This window comes from Streptomyces asiaticus, assembly GCF_018138715.1.
GTDB lineage: Bacteria > Actinomycetota > Actinomycetes > Streptomycetales > Streptomycetaceae > Streptomyces > Streptomyces asiaticus.
The window spans coordinates 8,722,553-8,739,564 of record NZ_JAGSHX010000006.1; the positions used below are offsets into that span (position 1 = coordinate 8,722,553).

The 17,012-nt window shown below is 70.8% G+C and carries 16 protein-coding genes and 1 pseudogene; 7 read left to right on the top strand and 10 right to left on the bottom strand.

What is annotated here, in order from left to right; translation table 11 throughout:
• Window positions 1-63: 63 nt before the first annotated feature.
• Window positions 64-999 carry a D-alanyl-D-alanine carboxypeptidase family protein gene (locus KHP12_RS45055; protein WP_086880073.1) on the bottom strand — a complete coding sequence of 312 codons (936 nt, stop codon included), beginning with the start codon at window positions 997-999 and terminating at the stop codon, window positions 64-66.
• Between the two features lie 213 nt (window positions 1,000-1,212).
• Here KHP12_RS45055 and KHP12_RS45060 point away from each other — a divergent pair, with 213 nt between their 5' ends.
• A complete protein-coding gene (locus KHP12_RS45060) occupies window positions 1,213-2,139 on the top strand; it encodes an SDR family oxidoreductase (RefSeq protein ID WP_086880072.1) in 927 nt (308 codons plus the stop codon).
• A 21-nt stretch (window positions 2,140-2,160) separates the two neighbouring features.
• Here the strand turns inward: KHP12_RS45060 and KHP12_RS45065 are convergent, their stop codons facing one another.
• Both KHP12_RS45065 and KHP12_RS45070 read right to left on the bottom strand, forming a co-directional pair.
• Entirely contained in the window at window positions 2,161-3,129 is a 969-nt protein-coding gene (locus KHP12_RS45065) for a CPBP family glutamic-type intramembrane protease (RefSeq protein WP_244202547.1), read from the bottom strand.
• Between the two features lie 178 nt (window positions 3,130-3,307).
• Window positions 3,308-3,697, bottom strand: a complete 390-nt coding sequence (locus KHP12_RS45070; RefSeq protein ID WP_086880092.1) for a TraR/DksA family transcriptional regulator — start codon at window positions 3,695-3,697, stop codon at window positions 3,308-3,310.
• Between the two features lie 159 nt (window positions 3,698-3,856).
• On the opposite strand from KHP12_RS45070, the pseudogene KHP12_RS45075 reads away from it, so the two are divergent.
• A pseudogene (locus KHP12_RS45075) lies at window positions 3,857-4,879 on the top strand (glycoside hydrolase family 5 protein); the annotation flags it as partial.
• A 133-nt stretch (window positions 4,880-5,012) separates the two neighbouring features.
• Here KHP12_RS45075 and KHP12_RS45080 read toward each other — a convergent pair.
• Complete coding sequence (locus KHP12_RS45080) at window positions 5,013-6,131, bottom strand: NADH:flavin oxidoreductase (protein ID WP_086880070.1); 1,119 nt, start codon at window positions 6,129-6,131, stop codon at window positions 5,013-5,015.
• A 178-nt stretch (window positions 6,132-6,309) separates the two neighbouring features.
• Between KHP12_RS45080 and KHP12_RS45085 the strand changes: the two genes are divergently transcribed.
• Entirely contained in the window at window positions 6,310-6,759 is a 450-nt protein-coding gene (locus KHP12_RS45085) for an RrF2 family transcriptional regulator (protein WP_037947811.1), read from the top strand.
• Between the two features lie 105 nt (window positions 6,760-6,864).
• Here the strand turns inward: KHP12_RS45085 and KHP12_RS45090 are convergent, their stop codons facing one another.
• Window positions 6,865-7,818 (bottom strand): LysR family transcriptional regulator, encoded by a 954-nt coding sequence (locus KHP12_RS45090; RefSeq protein WP_086880069.1) that lies wholly within the window; start codon window positions 7,816-7,818, stop codon window positions 6,865-6,867.
• 84 nt (window positions 7,819-7,902) lie between these two features.
• Here KHP12_RS45090 and KHP12_RS45095 point away from each other — a divergent pair, with 84 nt between their 5' ends.
• Window positions 7,903-8,664, top strand: coding sequence for a sulfite exporter TauE/SafE family protein (locus tag KHP12_RS45095; protein ID WP_086880068.1), 762 nt, complete (start codon window positions 7,903-7,905; stop codon window positions 8,662-8,664).
• 46 nt (window positions 8,665-8,710) lie between these two features.
• Here KHP12_RS45095 and bla read toward each other — a convergent pair whose 3' ends face one another.
• Window positions 8,711-9,658 carry a class A beta-lactamase gene (bla, locus tag KHP12_RS45100; RefSeq protein WP_086880067.1) on the bottom strand — a complete coding sequence of 316 codons (948 nt, stop codon included), beginning with the start codon at window positions 9,656-9,658 and terminating at the stop codon, window positions 8,711-8,713.
• A gap of 177 nt (window positions 9,659-9,835) precedes the next feature.
• Here bla and KHP12_RS45105 point away from each other — a divergent pair, with 177 nt between their 5' ends.
• A complete protein-coding gene (locus KHP12_RS45105; RefSeq protein WP_244202546.1) occupies window positions 9,836-10,780 on the top strand; it encodes a LysR family transcriptional regulator in 945 nt (314 codons plus the stop codon).
• The gene (locus KHP12_RS45110) at window positions 10,777-11,679 is read left to right on the top strand and encodes a serine hydrolase (protein ID WP_086880066.1); all 903 of its coding nucleotides are present in this window, start codon (window positions 10,777-10,779) and stop codon (window positions 11,677-11,679) included. Before KHP12_RS45105 ends, KHP12_RS45110 begins: the two co-directional genes overlap by 4 nt.
• A gap of 56 nt (window positions 11,680-11,735) precedes the next feature.
• Here the strand turns inward: KHP12_RS45110 and KHP12_RS45115 are convergent, their stop codons facing one another.
• Together KHP12_RS45115 and KHP12_RS45120 are read right to left on the bottom strand one after the other, a co-directional pair.
• A complete protein-coding gene (locus KHP12_RS45115; protein WP_086880065.1) occupies window positions 11,736-12,491 on the bottom strand; it encodes a dienelactone hydrolase family protein in 756 nt (251 codons plus the stop codon).
• Window positions 12,492-12,780: 289 nt separating this feature from the next.
• Window positions 12,781-13,389, bottom strand: a complete 609-nt coding sequence (locus tag KHP12_RS45120; protein ID WP_086880064.1) for a 3'-5' exonuclease — start codon at window positions 13,387-13,389, stop codon at window positions 12,781-12,783.
• A 198-nt stretch (window positions 13,390-13,587) separates the two neighbouring features.
• Here KHP12_RS45120 and KHP12_RS45125 point away from each other — a divergent pair, with 198 nt between their 5' ends.
• The gene (locus KHP12_RS45125; RefSeq protein ID WP_107471668.1) at window positions 13,588-15,144 is read left to right on the top strand and encodes an alpha-L-arabinofuranosidase B; all 1,557 of its coding nucleotides are present in this window, start codon (window positions 13,588-13,590) and stop codon (window positions 15,142-15,144) included.
• Between the two features lie 50 nt (window positions 15,145-15,194).
• Here KHP12_RS45125 and KHP12_RS45130 read toward each other — a convergent pair whose 3' ends face one another.
• Window positions 15,195-15,965, bottom strand: coding sequence for an SDR family NAD(P)-dependent oxidoreductase (locus tag KHP12_RS45130; RefSeq protein WP_086880063.1), 771 nt, complete (start codon window positions 15,963-15,965; stop codon window positions 15,195-15,197).
• Window positions 15,966-16,109: 144 nt separating this feature from the next.
• Complete coding sequence (locus tag KHP12_RS45135) at window positions 16,110-16,991, bottom strand: aldo/keto reductase (RefSeq protein ID WP_086880062.1); 882 nt, start codon at window positions 16,989-16,991, stop codon at window positions 16,110-16,112.
• Window positions 16,992-17,012: the final 21 nt, after the last annotated feature.

The following is a 17,012-nucleotide window of genomic DNA, read 5'->3' on the forward strand; positions in this document are numbered from 1 at the left end:
CGGTGCCCCGGCCGGAACGAGTCCGGCCGGGGCACCGCGCTGTCGCCTCACGGGGCTTGTGGATCAGTCCCGCTGAGCGTCCTTGGGAAGCCGGCGCCACTTCACCTCGGTGGTGGTGTCGTACGTCCAGTCGAGCATCTTCTTCGCGTCCGGGTAGCGGTCCGCGTCGTTGAGGATGACTCCCACGACCGTCTTGTCGCCGCGCTTGGCGGCGAACACCAGGCAGGGGCCGGCGGGGGTGGTGGTCCCGGTCTTGACACCGATCGCGCCCTGGTACGAACCCAGCAACTGATTGGTGTTGTCCCAGGAGTAGTACCGGGTGCGGCCATTGGCCGCCGGTGCCTCCTGCTTGGTGGACACCGACTTGACAACCGTGTCGAACGTCGCGTTGTCCATGGCGCGCCGGGTCAGCTGCGCCAGGTCATGGGGCGTCGAGTAGTTGTCGGCGTCGGCCGAGACACCGTCGAAGGAGTCGTACTTGGTGTTGGTCAGCCCCAAGTCCTTCGCCTTCGTGTTCATCTTGGAGATGAACGACTTGGTCCGCTCGGCGGTGGTGTCGCCGGTGCCGAACGTGTCGGCCAGCGCCATCGCCGCGTCGCAGCCGGACGGCAGCATCAACCCGTACAGCAGCTGGTTGACGGTGAGTTTGTCACCGGTCTGGAGGTCCGCGGTGCTGGCACCGGACTTGGTCACATAGTCGCGGTACTCCTGCTTGATGGTGACCTGCTGGTTGAGGTCCAGACCTCGGGTCTCGAGCACCACGAGGGCAGTCATGATCTTCGTGGTGCTCGCCATCGGACGCCTGGTGTCGGCGTCCTTGGCCATCAGCTCCTTGTTGGAACCGGTGTCGAGCAGGTAGGCGCCCTTGGCGCTGACCTCCGGTGGCGGTTCGGCCGAAGCCTGGGCCATCGCCACCGGGACCGCGATCGCTACGGCCACCGTGGACGCGACCGCCGCGACTCTCCAGCGGCGGGTCACGGTTCCACGACGTTTATGCATTCGCCCTCCGTTTCGCTTGTTGAGGTGTGTTTCGGGCGAGCGCATCGTCTCACCAGGCGAAAATCGGCCATGCTTCGGGGTGGCGGGCGCGCGGTGGCTCTGGGGAAACAACTAGGTTCCGCACCAGCGCCGTTGACCCGACGGCGGATCCGGGGCGGCCGTGTGCGGCCCGGAGCGCGCGCCCGCTGATCCGCGATCTGCCACACTCATGGTGTGAGCGGGACACTCGATCACGATGCGCTGCGCGGACGTGTCGCCGTGGTGGCCGGGGCCACCCGTGGCGCCGGGCGCGGTATCGCGGCCGCGCTGGGCGAGGCCGGAGCGACCGTCATCTGCACCGGACGCAGCAGCGTGTCGGGCAGGGGCGGGTCGGACTACGACCGGCCCGAGACGATCGAGGAGACGGCCGAGCTCGTCACACGGCTCGGTGGCACCGGTGTCGCCGTACGGACCGACCACCTCGACCCCGGGCAGGTCGGGCGGCTGGCCGAGCGCATCCGCCACGATCACGGCGGCATCGATGTGCTGGTCAATGACATCTGGGGCGCCGAGCGGCTCAAGGGCGGGCCCGCCGACTGGAACACACCGATCTGGGAACACAGCCTCGAGGACGGACTGCGCATCCTCCGGCTCGGGCTGGACACCCACCTGATCACCTCGCACCACCTGCTGCCACTGCTGATCGGCAGGCCGGGCGGGCTGCTCGTGGAGATGACCGACGGCACCGCCGCGTACAACGCCGGGCGGTACCGCATCTCGGTCTTCTACGACCTGGTCAAGGCCGCCGTGAACCGGCTGGCCTTCTCCCAGGGCCACGAGCTGGCGCCGCACGGGGCGACCGCCGTCGCCGTCACCCCGGGCTGGCTGCGCTCGGAGATGATGCTGGAGGCGTACGGGGTCGGCGAGGACAACTGGCGCGACGCCTTGCTCCCGGACCGTGGCGAGGGCCGCCCGACCGCCCCCGAGGCCTTCGCGTCCTCCGAGTCACCGCGCTACGTCGGCCGCGCCGTCGCCGCCCTGGCCGCCGACCCCGGCCGGGCGAGGTGGAACCAGCGATCGGTGAGCTCCGCCGAGCTCGCCCGGGAGTACGGATTCACCGACACCGACGGCTCGCGGCCCGACAGCTGGTCCGCCACCTGACAGAGCGCCCGTCAGGGCCGGTCAACGCCTCGCGCGCGGCTCCGGCCGCTCCGCCACGGCCCGGGGCGGCTCGGCGCCACGCCGTCGCACGGCCCGCCGGCACACCGCGAAACCGGCGGTGGCCACCAGCAGATAGGCGGGGACGAGCAGCACCGCGTCCGGTGTCGTCTGCTCGATGTGCCAGCCCGCGCCGCGCCGGTCGCCCTCCAGCACGATCCGGTTGACGGTCAGAAAGGTCAGATGGGTGCCGACGGCGGCCCACAACGGGGCCCGGACCAGGGCCGTCCGGGCCGCGACGAGCGTCAGTCCGAAGACGGTCAGGAGGACCAGATAGTCGGCGGGGTGCTGCCCGTCCGGCGCGATCCCGATCGGAGCCGGATCGCGGCCGGCCAGACGCGAGGCCGCGGCCCCGGCCACGGTCGATGCCCCCGGTACGAGCAGAAAGACCGCCGTCGTGCCGAGGGCCGACACGGTACCGCCGAACCGGGTGCGCAGTGCGGCCCAGGCATGGCCGCGCAGGGTCGTCTCCTCCGGCAGGGCTTCGAGGAGGAAGGCGACCACCCCGTTCGTGAGGACGAACCCGGCGAGGGTGGCGGGCTCGGGACGCGACCAGCGCAGCATGCCCGCGGCGGTACCCGCACCGAGGACGACGGCGGCCGCTGCCGCCGTCACCCCAGCCCCGGTCAGCAGCGCCCGCAGGCTCGCGCCCGCCCCGCCGAACCCGAGCCACGCGGGGGACCGGCGCTCCCGGCGTACGAGGAGGAGGACGAGCGGTACGGCCAGCGCGGTGACCAGCGCGCCCGGGAGCACCCGGGCCGCGAAACCGGTGAGGCCGAGGGCGTCGGCGGCGGCCGGGCCCAGGGCCGTGCCGACGCCGAGCGCCGTGGCCATCACCAGCCCACCGGTCAGCGCCCGGACCAGGGCGACGGCGGTCGAGGGGGCGGGCGTAACAGGGTGCGGCTCGGTCATGGAGGGGTGCGGCTCGGTCATGGAGAGATGTCCTCGGGGCGGGCGGTGACTCCCGCCATCCTCACGCCCCGCTTCGCCACGCGGCTCGTAGCCACTGATGAAACGCCCGTACATCCTTCGGTGTACCGCGCGTGCGTGGAGTGGCCCCATCGGCCGGACGGCCGCCCTCCCGGTGACCGTCCGCCCGGGGCCCAGCCGCTCAGCGGGGATGGCTGGCCGCGCAGCGTACGCAGGTGGTCGCCGTGGGGCGCGCCTCCAGGCGCTCGGCGGGGATCGGCTCGCCGCACACCTCGCACCGCCCGTAGCCGCCGTGGTCCAGCCGTTCCAGCGCCTCCTCCAGGGCGGTCAGATGGTCGCGGGCCTGGGCCAGCAGGGCGGCGGTGTGGGCCCGCTCGAAGGCGGTGCTCGACCCCTCCGGGTCGTGCTCGTCGTCCACCGCCACCAGGGCGTTCGACGCGACGATCGCGTCGAATTCACGGGTCAGGGCAGCGATCCGCGTGCTGGTCTCGGCGCCCTCGGCCGCCAGTCGTTCGCGGATGGCTTCGCGCTCGGCCGGAGAGAAGGCGGCATCGCCGGATGAATCGCTCATGACCGGCATAACCCCGGCAGGCCCGGTCCGCATTCCGGTGGCCGCCCTTCCCTCGGGTCTTGACGTCTCCCGGGCTCGATGCAATGGATGGGAGCGCTCCCAAACCGACCGCACGCCCACCGTACGGACGCCACCGCGCGTTCACTCCTTGGAGTCACGATGAGACGGAAGAGATCCTCAGCCGCCTTACTGGCCCTGTTGGCCGTTCTCTTCGGGATCGCGGGTCTCGGCCGGACCGCCCATGCCGAACCGGCCCGCCCGCGGGCCCCCCTGGCCACGGGTCTGCACATCAGCGACGGCCGCCTGCTGGAGGGCAACGGCAACGACTTCGTGATGCGCGGTGTCAACCACGCCCACACCTGGTATCCGGGCGAGACGCGGTCGCCGGCCGACATCAAGGCCCTGGGCGCCAACACCGTCCGCGTCGTCCTCTCCGACGGCCACCGCTGGACCAGGAACAGCCCCGAGGACGTGGCCGCCATCATCGACCAGTGCAAGGCCAACCGGCTCATCTGCGTACTGGAGGTGCACGACACCACCGGCTACGGCGAGGATGCCGCGGCCGGCACGCTCGACCAGGCGGCCGACTACTGGATCGGCCTCAAGAGCGTGCTCACCGGCCAGGAGAACTACGTCATCATCAACATCGGCAACGAACCCTGGGGCAACACCGACCCGGCCGGCTGGACCGCCCCCACCGTCGCCGCCGTCCAGAAGCTGCGCAACGCCGGATTCCAGCACACCATCATGGTGGACGCCCCCAACTGGGGGCAGGACCTCCAGAACGTGATGCGCACCAACGCGCGGACCGTCTACGACGCCGACTCCACCGGCAACCTGATCTTCTCGATCCACATGTACAGCGTCTATGACACGGCGCAGGAGATCACCGACTATCTGAACGCCTTCGTGAGCGCCGGACTGCCCCTCCTCATCGGTGAGTTCGGCGGTCCCGCCGACCAGTGGGGCGATCCGGACGAGAACACCATGATGGCCACCGCCCAGCGGCTGAAGCTGGGCTATCTGGCCTGGTCCTGGAGCGGCAACACCGATCCCATCCTGGACCTGGCCACCGACTTCGACCCGGCCAGGCTCACCGACTGGGGCAAGCGCGTCTTCAACGGCCCCGATGGCATCGCCGAGACCTCCCGCGAGGCCACCGTCTACGGCGGCGGCTCCGGCTCCGGCTAGCACCGGGAATGCGCGATAGTGGTGAAATGTTAAACTAACTAGCGCACCCCGTGCCCGGCGCCGGCCAGATCCCCCCGTGCTGGCCGGCGCCGTCCCCATCGGTGTGGGGTTTCGGTGCGGGGTTTCAGTGCAGGGACTCCACCGCGTCCCGGCTGAACGGGGCGAGCTCACTCACCCGGCCGGTCAGGACCTTGTCGGCCCACTCGGGGTCGGCGAGCAGTGCGCGGCCGACCGCGACGAGGTCGAATTCATCCCGCTCCAGAGGCTCCAGGAGCCGGTCGATGGACTCCACGGCCGCGTTGGCGCCGGAGAGGGAGCCGGGCTGGAAGGCGCTGTCCAGGCCGACCGAGCCGACGGTGATCACCGGCTTGTCGGTGACCTTCTTCGCCCATCCGGCGATGTTCAGATCCGATCCCGTGTCGGGGAACTCCGGCTGCCAGTAGCGCCGCCCGGAGGCGTGGAACGCGTCGACACCGGCCTCCGCCAGCGGCGTGAGCACGGCTTCCAGCTCCTTGGGGTTCTCGGCGAGCCGGACGTCGTAGTTGTCGGACTTCCACTGGGAGAACCGGAGGACGACGGGGAAGTCGGGCGCGACTCGCTCGCGGATGGCGGCCACCAGGTCGGCGGCGAACGTGGTCCGGGAGGCCGGGTCGCCGCCGTAGGTGTCGGTGCGCCGGTTGGTGCGCTCCCAGAGGAACTGGTCGATGAGATAGCCGTGTGCGCCGTGCAGCTCCACGCCGTCGAAGCCGATCTCCTCGGCCGCCCGAGCGGCCTTCGCGAAGGCGTCGATGACGTCGTCGATGTCGGCGAGGGTCATCGTCTCGCCCGCTCCGGGCGTGCCGTCCAGCGCGATCCCGGACGGGCCCACGGACGGGGCGTCGGGGAACGGCGGCGCTCCCGCGGTGCGCTGTATGCCCACGTGCCAGAGCTGGGGCATGATCGCGCCACCGTGGGTGTGCACGGCGTCAACGACCTTTTGCCACCCGGCCAGTTGCTCCTCGCCGTGGAACCGGGGGACGCCGTCGATATAACCGGCGGACCGGTGGTCGACGGTGGTGCCCTCGGTGATGATCAGGCCGGTCCCCGCCGCCGCCCGGCGCGCGTAGTACGCGGCGACGTCCTCACCGGGGATGCCATCGGGGGAGTGCCCGCGGGTCATGGGTGCCATGGCGATCCGGTTCGGCAGCTTTGCCGAACCCAGTGTGAACGGGCGGGACAGTGCCGTGGCCAGGCGAGTGTTCACGGTGTCGCTCTCCAGACGTGTCGTGCCGAGGAGGCTTCCCCCGGAGCCTCGAAAGTGTGAGTCTGAAAGGTACAGTTTTCACGGCGTAAACTGCAACTGTATCGATTGCTTTTTAGGTGAGGGCGGAACGGCACCGTCGAGTAGGCTGTGCCCCGATCTGCGGGCGGAGGTGGAGAAGGTGCTGGACATCCGGTTCTCCCGTGCGCTCCAGGTGATGCTGTTCCTCGCCGTGGCCGCCGAGAACGGGCACGGGCCGCTGAGCTCCGCCGAGCTGGCCCATAAACTCAACGCCAACCCGAGCCTGGTCCGGAAACTCCTTGTCCCGCTGACGGACGAGGGGCTGGTCGTCTGCGTCAAGGGCCGCACCGGTGGGGCGCGACTGGGGCGGCCGGGCGACCGGATCACCCTGGCCGAGATCTATCGCTGTGCCGTCGGCGACAAGCCCCTGTTCGCCCCCTCGCCGGGGGTGGAGCCCGTGTGCCCGGTGACCGCGCACGCCGGTGAGTACTTCGCCACGCTCACCGCCGAGGCCGAGGAGGCGGTCCTCGAATCGCTGGGCGACCGCACGCTCGCGGACAGCGTGGGTGAGCTGCGCCGCCTCTGCACCGGGCACGTCCGGCAGGGCTGATCCGGGCCCGGCCCGGTGTTCATCCCTCGCGTGGTCAGGAGCGGTCTCCCGCGGCGCCTCGGTGACCCGGCTGGTGCGGGCCACCGCAGACCCGGGTGACGGATATCAGCCCGGCGTCGGCGGTCGGCTTCGGGGTGCCGGAAGGGGAAGGCCATCGCCCCCGTCCGGTTCGGACATGGCCGCGCGGCGCAGATGGTCGGCGAGTGCCGCGGTGGCGGTGGACGAGGCTCCGGCCTTCGCGCCCCAGGCCAGCAGATGGTGGCGGCGTGCCCAGGGATCGCGAAGGTCGCACACGTCGAGCGGATGGTACGGGGCGATGGCACGGCGTGGCACGACGGCGAGTCCGACACCGGCGGCCGCGAGGGAGACCAGGGTGTTGAGGTGGGCGACGGTGGTGCGGTAGCGCACCGCCGGAGCGTGCGGACCGAGGTTCTTCTCGATCGAGCGGCGCAGCGAGGAACCGGCGTCGAGCCCCACGAGCGGATGCTCGGCCACCTCGCTGTACGTCACCTCGGTACGCCCCGCGAGGATCCCGCCGCACTGGCCGATCACCACCAGCGAGTCGTCGCCGAGGGGTTCCATGGTGAGACCGCAGTCGCGGGCCTCTCGGTCGAGGACGACGCCCAGGTCCGCCTCGCCGTCGGCGAGCATCCGCACGGTCCGTGGGGTGCGGCTCTCGGACACCTCGACGTCGACGTCCGGGTGTGCGCGGAGGAACGAGACCAGGGCCCGTGGCACCAGGCGGTGCATCGCGGAGCCACCGCCCAGCAGGGTCAGCGGGGCGGTCGGCGGCCGGGCGTAGCTCGCCACGGCGCTCTCCAGGCGCGCCGTCCGGTCGAGCACGTCCCGTGCGTGGCGGGCCAGCGCCGTCCCCGCCGGGGTGGGGCGCACCCCCCGCCGGCCGCGGATCAGCAGGTCCACGCCCGCGTGGTGCTCGAGCGAGCGCACCCGCGCGCTGGCCGACGGGAGGCTCAGATGCATCCGGCGAGCGCCCGCCGTGATCGAGCCCTCCGCCACGATATGAAGGAAGAGCCGCAGGTCGTCCAGGTCGTACCGCACACTGATGAGCCTAAGGCAGAGCCTTGGGCTCGCTACGCGGATCACGCATTGTGGGCCCACGGGCCGAGGGGCGATGCTCGGCGGGTGTCCGAGACAGTGCTTGTTCTGCTGGCGGGGGTTGCCGCCGGGGCGTTGAACGCCATCGGGGGCGGCGGTACGTTCGTGGCGCTCCCCGCCCTGGTGGCGGCCGGTCTGCCCCCGGTGACGGCGAACGCGTCCTCGACCGTGGCCCTCGTCCCCGGGAGCGTGGCGAGCGCATGGGTGTACCGGCGCGAGCTCGCCCCGGTCGGGGACACGTCCACACGGGCCCTGACGACGGTCAGTGTGGTCGGTGGCGGGCTCGGCGCCGGTCTGCTGCTGGCGCTGCCCGCGGTGTCGTTCGACGCCGCGGTGCCCTGGCTGCTCGCCTTCGCCACGGTGGTCCTCGCGTTCGGGCGCCGCGTCTCCCGCGCGGTGAGCGAGGCGAGGGGCCATGCGGTCGGCATGAGCCCCCGGGCCGTCCTGTTCGGCCAGTTCCTCCTCGCCGTGTACGGCGGATACTTCGGCGGTGCCGTAGGCATCATGATGCTGGCCGTGTGGAGCATCGGCCTCGGCCTCGACACCTCGACCGGCAACCCGATGCGGGTCGCCCAGATCACGGCCATCTACCTCAGCGCGACCGGGCTGTTCCTCATCGCCTCGGACGCGCTGGGCGCGCCGCGGCTGCTCGTCGCCATGCTGGTCGGGGCGGTGGCCGGTGGCGTGGCGGGAGCGCGGATCGCCCGCCGTCTGCCCGCGTGGCTGTTGCGGGCCGTCATTCTGACCACCGCCGTGACCATGACGGTCCTGTACTTCCTGCGCGGCTGAGGTACGCGGCTATTTTCTGCGCGGCTGAGCTACGCGGCCGACCGCGTTACGACATCGTGTCGGCCACCACGGACGCCGCGTCCGCGATCAGCTTGTTGTCGAACGGGGTGTCCTTGTCACCGCGGTACGACATGATCGCCATGACGAGGGGAGCGGCGCCGGGCCGCCACACCACGGCGATGTCGTTGCGGGCGCCGTAGTAGCTGCCGCTTCCGGTCTTGTCGCCGACCTGCCAGCCCTTGGGCATTCCGGCCCTGATGAGCTCGTCCCCGGTGGTGTTGGTCCGCAGCCACTTCGTGAGCTGTGCGCGCTCTCCCTTGCCGAGGACATCGCCGAGGACGAACGCGCGCAGGTCCTTGGCCATCGCCCGTGGGGTCGTGGTGTCATGCGTCTCGCCCGGCACCCACCGGCTCAACTCCGGCTCGATGTTCTCCATTTGGATGACGTCGTCGCCCAGCTTCTCGAGGGTGGCGTCGAGGCCCTTGGGCCCGCCGAGCTGGTCGAAGAGCAGATTGGCCGCGGTGTTGTCGCTGTAACGGACGGCGGCGTCGCACAGCGCGCCCAGGCTCATCCCGGTGTCCACGTGCTTCTCGGTCACCGGGGAGTTCTCGACCAGATCGTCCTTGGAGTACCGGATCACCCGGTCCAGCCCGCTCAGCTTGTACTTCCGCAGCACGGCGCCCGCCTCCAGCGCCTTGAACGTGGAGGCGAAGGCGAACCGTTCGCCATCGCGGTACGCCACCTCGTGTCCGGTGCCGGTGTCGATCGCGTAGACCCCCAGGTGCGCGTCGTAGGAGCGCTCCAGCTTCTTGAACTCGCCGGCGACCGCCTTCGCGTCCGCGCCCGTACTCGCCCTCTCGGCGGAGGTGGACGAGGAGCTCGACGGCGCCGACGCGTCCGGGGAATCCCCTTCGCTACAGGCCGTCAGCGGGACGAGCAGCGCGAGCGTGGCGAACGCGCTGACAGCGGTGTGCCGGGTACGGGTGAATCGCATGGTCCGAACCTCCGGTTGGGTCCCCGTCACGCGGGGCGCACACGGGATGGGATGACCGAGCCGAGCCCCTCTTCCGGGGCGTGGTCATCGGCGTTGGGATCACCCTCGCCGCCCGGCGGCTATGCGGTCCAATACGCTCATGCGCTTCTTCATGCCAATCTGGCATAGAGTGCGGCTGTGGATCTGGTCGGAGTGTGCCGGGCGTTCGTCAGCGTGAGCGAGCGGGGAAGTTTCACCGTCGGGGCGGCCGCCGCCCGGATGTCGCAGTCGGTGGCCAGCCGTCGCGTGGCCGCGCTGGAGGAGCGCTTCGGGGAGCAGCTCTTCGAGCGCACCTCGCGGCGGGCCGTCCTCACCCCGTTCGGGCGGGAGATGCTGCCGGTGGCCAGACAGCTCGTACAGGCGGCCGATGTGCTGCTGCACGAGGCGGAGGCGGCCAAGCGCAAGCCGTGGCGGCTCGCGGTGCCCGGCATCTGCTCCACGGCCGGTCTCGCCCACCTCGTCGCCGAGGCGCGAGGGCACGGGGTCACCCTCGATCTCCGCGTGGCGGCGCCCGCGCGGCGCCTGGAGCTCATCCATGCCCAGCAGGTGCGGGCCGCCCTGCTCGCGGTGCCCGCGGACGAGGCCACGTGGTCCGTGCCGCTCGGGCTCGCCGGGGTGCGGGATCCCGGGGTGCGGCGGGTCTATCTCGAGACGCTGCGGGTCGGCCGGTCCGCCCGGGGCCCGGCCCGCCGGATATGGATCCAGCCGGAGGACGATGTGCCGCATATCCGCGACCCGCTCACCCGGCTGCGCGACGCGGTCGGTCTGCGGCCCGCACAGCTCGTGGCCGCCACCGATCTGACGACCGCCGCCGCCGAAGTCCTCTGCACCCGCGACCTGTTGCTGTGTTCTCCCGCGCAGGCCGAGGAACTCGCCCTGACCTGGCGGCCCATCGGTGAGATCGCGCTCAGCCGGGGGTTCGCCCTCGCCGCCGCGGCGGACGGCAATCCCCAGCATCTCGAAGGGCGCCTGGGCGGTGCCATCGCCCGCTGCCTCGGCGCGGGCACCGAGGAGTCGCGCACACCGGTGGACACCGCGGAAGCGGCCACCCGGGCAGGCACCGCGGAAGGAGCCGGGGCATGAGCACCGAGCCACTGCTGAGCGATCTGCGCGGGCAGTTGCGCGACGGCGGACTGCACGGCTGTCTGCTCGTACGGGACCTCCACACGGGGGACGAGCTGGGGATCGACCCGGACACCCAGCTGCCCTCCGCCTCCCTGGTCAAGGTCCCGCTCGCACTGGCCACGTTGGAGCGCATCCGGCGTGGCGAGCTCGACGGGGCCACGATGCTCGATGTGCCACCCGGTCGGATCACCACGCCCGGCCCCACCGGGCTGAGCCGGTTCCGCCACCCCGTCCGGATCGCGGTCGACGATCTGCTCTATCTGAGCACCTGTGTGAGCGACGGAACGGCGGCCGACGCGCTGTTCGACCTCACCCCGCCCGCCCAGGTGGCCGAGATCCTCCATGAGCTCGGGCTGCGTGGCATCACCGTCCGGCACGGTATGCGTGAACTGAGCGAAACCCCTGTGGAGCGCTTCGATGCCGCACAGGTGCATCTCGCCCACGCCCTCGCCATCGACGCCGGAACCAGCGGCCGCGGCCATCGGGTGCCACAACTCGACACCACCCGAGCCAACACCGGCAGCGCACGCGCCTGGGTGGAACTGCTCCAGGCCCTGTGGACACCGTCGAGAATCCACCCCGAAGTGGCGCTGCGGGTACGCGACCTCATGGCCCACAACGTGCTGCGGCACCGACTCGCCCCGGACTTCAGCTCCGACGCCACCACCTGGTCCTCCAAGACCGGCACCCTTCTCAACCTCCGCCACGAGATCGGGATCGTCGAGCACTCCGACGGCCAGGTGTTCGCCGTCGCCGTGCTCACCGAGTCGCTGGTGCCCGCCAATAGCCAGCCCGGCGCCGAGGCCCTGATGGCGCAGGTGGCCCGTACTCTGCGGGACCATCTCCGGCAGCTCTAGGCCGGAGTGTGGTGGCCGGCCCGGGGCGGCCGGTCACCAGCCATGGCCCACCACGGTCAGAGGGTGCGGCCGAGCAGGTCGAGCAGGGCCTCCCAGTGGCGTTCGGCGGCCTCGGCGTTGTAGGCGGAGGTGTCGGCCTGGGTGAAGCCGTGCTGAGCGCCCGCGTAGACCTCGGTGCGGTGGCGGACACCGGCCTCGTTGAGGGCCTTGTCCAGGCGCTCGATCTGCTCGGGGGGAAGGGACTGATCCTGGTCCGCGTGTCCGAAGTACAGCTCGGCGGTGATCTGCCGGGCCACCGTGTGCGGGCTGTCCGGCGCCTCCGTGGCCAAGAAGGCACCGTGGAAACCGGCCGCCGCGGCGACACGACCGGGGTGCGCTCCGGCGGTCCGCAGGGCCAGCCCGGCGCCCAGGCAGTAACCGGTGAGGCCCATGGGCCCGTCGGTGGCCTGCGCGCAGGAGGCCAGCCAGTCGAGATACGCGCCGGCGTCGCGCACGGCACGCTCGGGGGTGAGCTCCTGCGCCATCGGCGCGATGTGCTCGAAGACCGCCGAACGCGCCGTCGGGTCGAGGAAGTCGGGCAGCTCCACCACGGGAGCGCGACCGTGGCGGTAGAACACGTTGGGCACCAGCACGGTGTAACCGGCCGCGGCCAGACGGTCGGCCATCCCCCGCAGATGGGGCCGGAGGCCGAACGCGTCCATGTAGAACAGAACGGCCGGATGGCGGTCAGTGTCGTCGGGATGGGCCAGATAGGCATCGGCGATGCCGTCCTGGGTGGGGATGTCCACGGTGGTTCCGCGTACTGCGGTCATGTGGGGGTTCCTTCCTCGATGCGTACCGGACGGCGCGCGAGCACCGCCGAGCAAGATCTCCGGCCTCTCCGGCGGATTGTGCCACTCGCCGTCAGCGCGTCGGACACCACGCTCGCCGATGGCCGATGCTTTCCCCTCCCCGCCCCTTCCCGCTACCGGGGGCTTCGCTTCTGGACCCCGGGGTCTGGGGCGGAGCCCCCCACGCGGCGGAGCCGCATATCGTCAGGTGTCGGGAAGGGGCGGGGAGGGGAACAGCCCGCCGCAGGCGTCAAGATCCGCCGGTCGGCCCCTAGAGGCACCCCTCGGGCAAGGTGGCCCCACCGGCGCGGACGTGTCCGATCGCGGCGGCGATCGAATAGCAGTCGAAGAGCGCCGAATGCTCCTTGCCGGCCGCGGGTTTGGGCAGTCCGAGCGCTTCCCACAGCCGACCGGAATTGGCCGAGGCCGTCGTCGGCGCGAGGGTGTTCAGCCATGGCCGGATATTGAGGAAGGGGGTGGTGAGGAAGCCGTTCTTGACCTCCTCGCCGCGGGCCCGGGCCCACCCCACGTTCTCCCCGAGGACGACCATGTCATTGCCGTAGGAGAGAACGGACTGCCCACGGCAGAACGCCAGGAAGTCACCGATCGCCTCGGCGGGTGCGACTCCCTCGCGGTCCACGGTCCGCTGGTCGATGCCGGTGAGGCCGGTGAAGAACGGGGACAGCCGAGGGTTGACCACCGGTCTGACCAGCGCTTCGTATTCCTCGACAACGGAGTAGGCGTCAGCGGAGGAGCCGGTGCTGATGCGCAGCGCGCCGATCTGGACGATTTCGCGAAGCTGCCCCGGTTCCGACCAGTCCTGCTCAAGCGCTCCCGGCCATGTGGTGAACTCAAGGTCGAACACGACAAACGTCGACAAACGGTCTCTCCTCGATATGCGGTGGGGGCGAATGAACCGTACGAGTCGCCGCGCAGGAGGCTACTCCTCCGCGCGTGGCCATTGACGCCGGCGGTCCCCAGTCCTACGGTCAGGTTCGATTTCACGGTCAACGTGCGATATATCGAACGCACGCATATGGCATGCCCCTGACATTCCGACAACGGGAAGGGCACCACCATGAAGGTTCCTCCGGGTCTCGCGAGGGTGAGAAGAGCGCTGCTGTCGGTGGGCGCGACAGCCACCCTCGTCCTCGGGCTCCTGGCCGGCGGCACGGGGACATCCCAGGCCGCGGCCTCCCTGCCGTGCGACATCTACGCCGCGGCCGGTACGCCCTGCGTGGCCGCGCACAGCACCACCCGGGCGCTCTACGCCTCCTTCAACGGCCCGCTCTACCAGCTCAAACGCGCCTCCGACAGCGCGGTGACCGACGTGGGAACGCTGACGGCGGGCGGCTACGCCGACGCCGCCCGGCAGGACTCCTTCTGCGCCGGAACCACATGCGTCATCAACGTCATCTACGACCAGTCACCGCGCCACAACCACATGCCCATCGAACCGGCCGGCACCGCGGGCCCCGCCAACTCCGGGGTGCCCGCGGACGCGTTACCCGTGACCGCGGGCGGCCACCAGGTCTACGGCGCGTCCTTCTCCGGCCGCATGGGCTACCGCCACACCGCGGCCTCCGGCGTCGCCGTCAACGGCCGGCCCGAGGGGATGTACATGGTCACCTCCGGCACCCATGTCAATGGCCTGTGCTGCTTCGACTACGGCAACGCCGAGGTGCAGATCGCCGACACCGGCAACGGCCACATGGACGCCATCAACTTCGGTACGGAGTGCTGGTTCCCGCCGTGCGGCGGATCCGGGCCCTGGGTGCAGGCGGACCTGGAGAACGGCCTGTTCCAGTCGGACAGCGGCTACAGCAAGAACCCCTCGAACACCGGCAACTCCGCGCCCTTCGTCACCGCCCTGCTGAAGAACAACGGACAGAACTACTTCGCCCTCAAGGACGGCAACGCCCAGTCCGGCAGGCTCACCACCCAGTACGCGGGTCCTGAACCGTCCAGGCCGGGCTACTCGCCGATGCACCAGGAGGGCTCCATCGTCCTCGGGACGGGCGGCGACAACAGCAACGGGTCCATCGGCTCGTTCTTCGAGGGCGTGATGACCAGCGGCCTGCCGACCGACGCGGCCGACGACGCCGTGCAGGCCAACGTCGTCTCCGTGGGTTACGGCGCGCCCAGCCCCGTGGCGGGCGGCACCCTCGACGCGGGCTCGACGATGTCCCTGCGCGCCACCACCCCCGGCTACACCGACCGCTACGTCCGCCACCAGGCCAACAGCGCCGTCACCTCCGTGGTGTCCTCCGGCAGTTCCGCGCTCGACAAGGGCGACGCGTCCTGGATCGTCCGCCGCGGCCTCGCCAACGCCTCCTGTGTGTCGTTCGAGTCGCGCAACTACCCCGGCGACTTCCTGCGCCACTACAACTACCAGCTGCTCCGGCAGCCGATGGACGGCACCGCCGTCTTCCGGGCCGACGCCACGTTCTGCCCCCAGACCGGCAAGAACGGCCAGGGCACCTCGTTCGCGTCCTCCAACTACCCCGACCGGTTCATCCGCCACTACGAGAACAAGGTCTACATCGCCTCCAACGGAGGGTCCAACCCCTTCGACAGCGCCACGTCATGGGCCGACGACGTGAGTTGGCGAGTATCCGGGCCCTGGACGCCGTAGGAGGCCGTAGGGCGACCTTGGCCCGCCGCAAGACGGTCCCGGGGGAGCCCTCAGTCGCGCAGGCTCATGCCGCCACAGACCGACCACACCTGGCCGTTGACCCACTCGGCGTCGTCCGAGAGGAGAAACGCCACGGTGCCCGCCACGTCCGCGGGCTCGCCCAGCCGCGGACTGCGGGCGATCTTCAGCGCCATGGCCTGTAGCCGCTGGTCGTCCCGCTGCTTCTGGGTGTCGCCCATGACCAGCCCGGGCGCCACGGCGTTGCAGCGGATGCCCTCCTTGCCCCAACGGGAGGCGATATGGCGGGTCAGCGCGTTGATCCCGGCCTTGGATGCGGCATACGCGGGACGCCGGGGCTCCCCTCCCCAGGCCGCGCCGGAGGAGGTGTTGACGATCACGCCGCCGCCCTGGGCCAGCAGCCGCGGGATGACCGCCCGGCAGGTGAGGGCGTAGCCCAGCAGATTCACCTCATGGGTGCGCCGCCACACGGCCGGGTCCATCTCCAGCAGATCGGTGTCCCGGCCCAGATGCCCGTCCGAGAGGTCGGCGCCGACGTTGTACAGCCCGTCGACCCCGCCGAGTTCGGCGGCGGCCCGATCGATCAGCGCGCCGATCGACTCCTCGTCGGCGAGGTCGAACGGCACGGCGACCGCGGTGCCGCCGGCCTCGGCGACGCGCTGGGCGGTGGCCTTCGCGCCCGGGAGGTCGATGTCGCCGACGACGACCGAGGCACCTTCCCCGGCGAGCCGCTCGGCCGTGGCGGCGCCGATCCCGGTGGCGCCCCCCGCGATGACGATCCTCTTGCCCTGAAGTCCCCGCATGCCTCTCTCCCACCGACAGAGGTCTGGAACCGACAAAAGCACGCGCCATCATTCCACGAAGGAACTCAGTAGTCTCCTGTCCTGACGACCTGGTGCGGGGCGGCCGGTGGCCGCCCCGCACCCGTGTCCCGGAAGAACCGGGTCTCAGGAGAATGTGTCGAGCTCGACCCGGTCGGGGTCGGGTCCGCCCCGTGTCCCGGTGTCGAGCGCGTCGATGGCGGCCACCTCATGGGGGGTCAGGGAGAAGTCGAAGATCCCGATGTTCTCCGCGATGCGGTGGGGTTTGACGGACTTCGGGATCGCGCACAGTTCGTGCTCGACGTGCCAGCGCAGGATGATCTGGGCCGGGCTCCTGCCGTACTTCTCGGCGAGGGCGGTGATGGTGGGTTCCTGGAGCGGATCCCTGACCTTGTCCGCGCCCTCGCCCCCGTAGCGGTTCACCCCGCCGATGGGCGACCAGGACTGGGTGACGATGCCATGGCGGATGTCGAACGCGCGCAGCTCGGGCTGGCTGAAGTACGGGTGCAGCTCGACCTGGTTCACCGCGGGCACGACCTCGGTGCGCGCCATGAGAGCGGTCAGGTGTTCGGGGGTGTGGTTGCATACGCCGATGGCCCGCACCCGTCCGTCGGCCAGCAGCTTCTCGGCCGCCTTGTACGAGGCCACCGTGGTGTCGTACGTGGACGGGACCGGCCAGTGGAGCAGATACAGGTCGAGGTGGTCCAGGCCCAGCTTGGTGAGGCTGGTGTCGAAGGCCCGGAGGGTGGAGTCGTAGCCGTAGTCGGTCAGCCACAGCTTGGTGATGACGAAGATGTCCTCGCGCGCGATGCCCGAGCGGGCGATGCCCTCACCGACCTCCTTCTCGTTGCCGTAGGCGGCCGCGGTGTCGATCAGGCGGTAGCCGTGCTCGATCGCGGTCGTCACCGCGGGGACGGTCTCGTCGGGCGGGCTCTGGTAGACACCGAGGCCGAGGGCGGGCATCCGCACGCCGTTGTTCAGGGTCAGAAGCGGGGCTGGTCCATTCATACGGGGTCCTTGGGTGAGTCG

What these genes read in the sequence shown, in the direction of transcription:
- KHP12_RS45055 (WP_086880073.1), bottom strand. Translation starts at nt 999, where the DNA reads ATGCATAAACGTCGTGGAACCGTGACCCGCCGCTGGAGAGTCGCGGCG.
- KHP12_RS45065 (WP_244202547.1), bottom strand. Translation starts at nt 3,129, where the DNA reads ATGACCGAGCCGCACCCCTCCATGACCGAGCCGCACCCTGTTACGCCC.
- KHP12_RS45070 (WP_086880092.1), bottom strand. Translation starts at nt 3,697, where the DNA reads ATGAGCGATTCATCCGGCGATGCCGCCTTCTCTCCGGCCGAGCGCGAA.
- bla (WP_086880067.1), bottom strand. Translation starts at nt 9,658, where the DNA reads ATGCGATTCACCCGTACCCGGCACACCGCTGTCAGCGCGTTCGCCACG.
- KHP12_RS45110 (WP_086880066.1), top strand. Translation starts at nt 10,777, where the DNA reads ATGAGCACCGAGCCACTGCTGAGCGATCTGCGCGGGCAGTTGCGCGAC.
- KHP12_RS45115 (WP_086880065.1), bottom strand. Translation starts at nt 12,491, where the DNA reads ATGACCGCAGTACGCGGAACCACCGTGGACATCCCCACCCAGGACGGC.
- KHP12_RS45125 (WP_107471668.1), top strand. Translation starts at nt 13,588, where the DNA reads ATGAAGGTTCCTCCGGGTCTCGCGAGGGTGAGAAGAGCGCTGCTGTCG.
- KHP12_RS45130 (WP_086880063.1), bottom strand. Translation starts at nt 15,965, where the DNA reads ATGCGGGGACTTCAGGGCAAGAGGATCGTCATCGCGGGGGGCGCCACC.
- KHP12_RS45135 (WP_086880062.1), bottom strand. Translation starts at nt 16,991, where the DNA reads ATGAATGGACCAGCCCCGCTTCTGACCCTGAACAACGGCGTGCGGATG.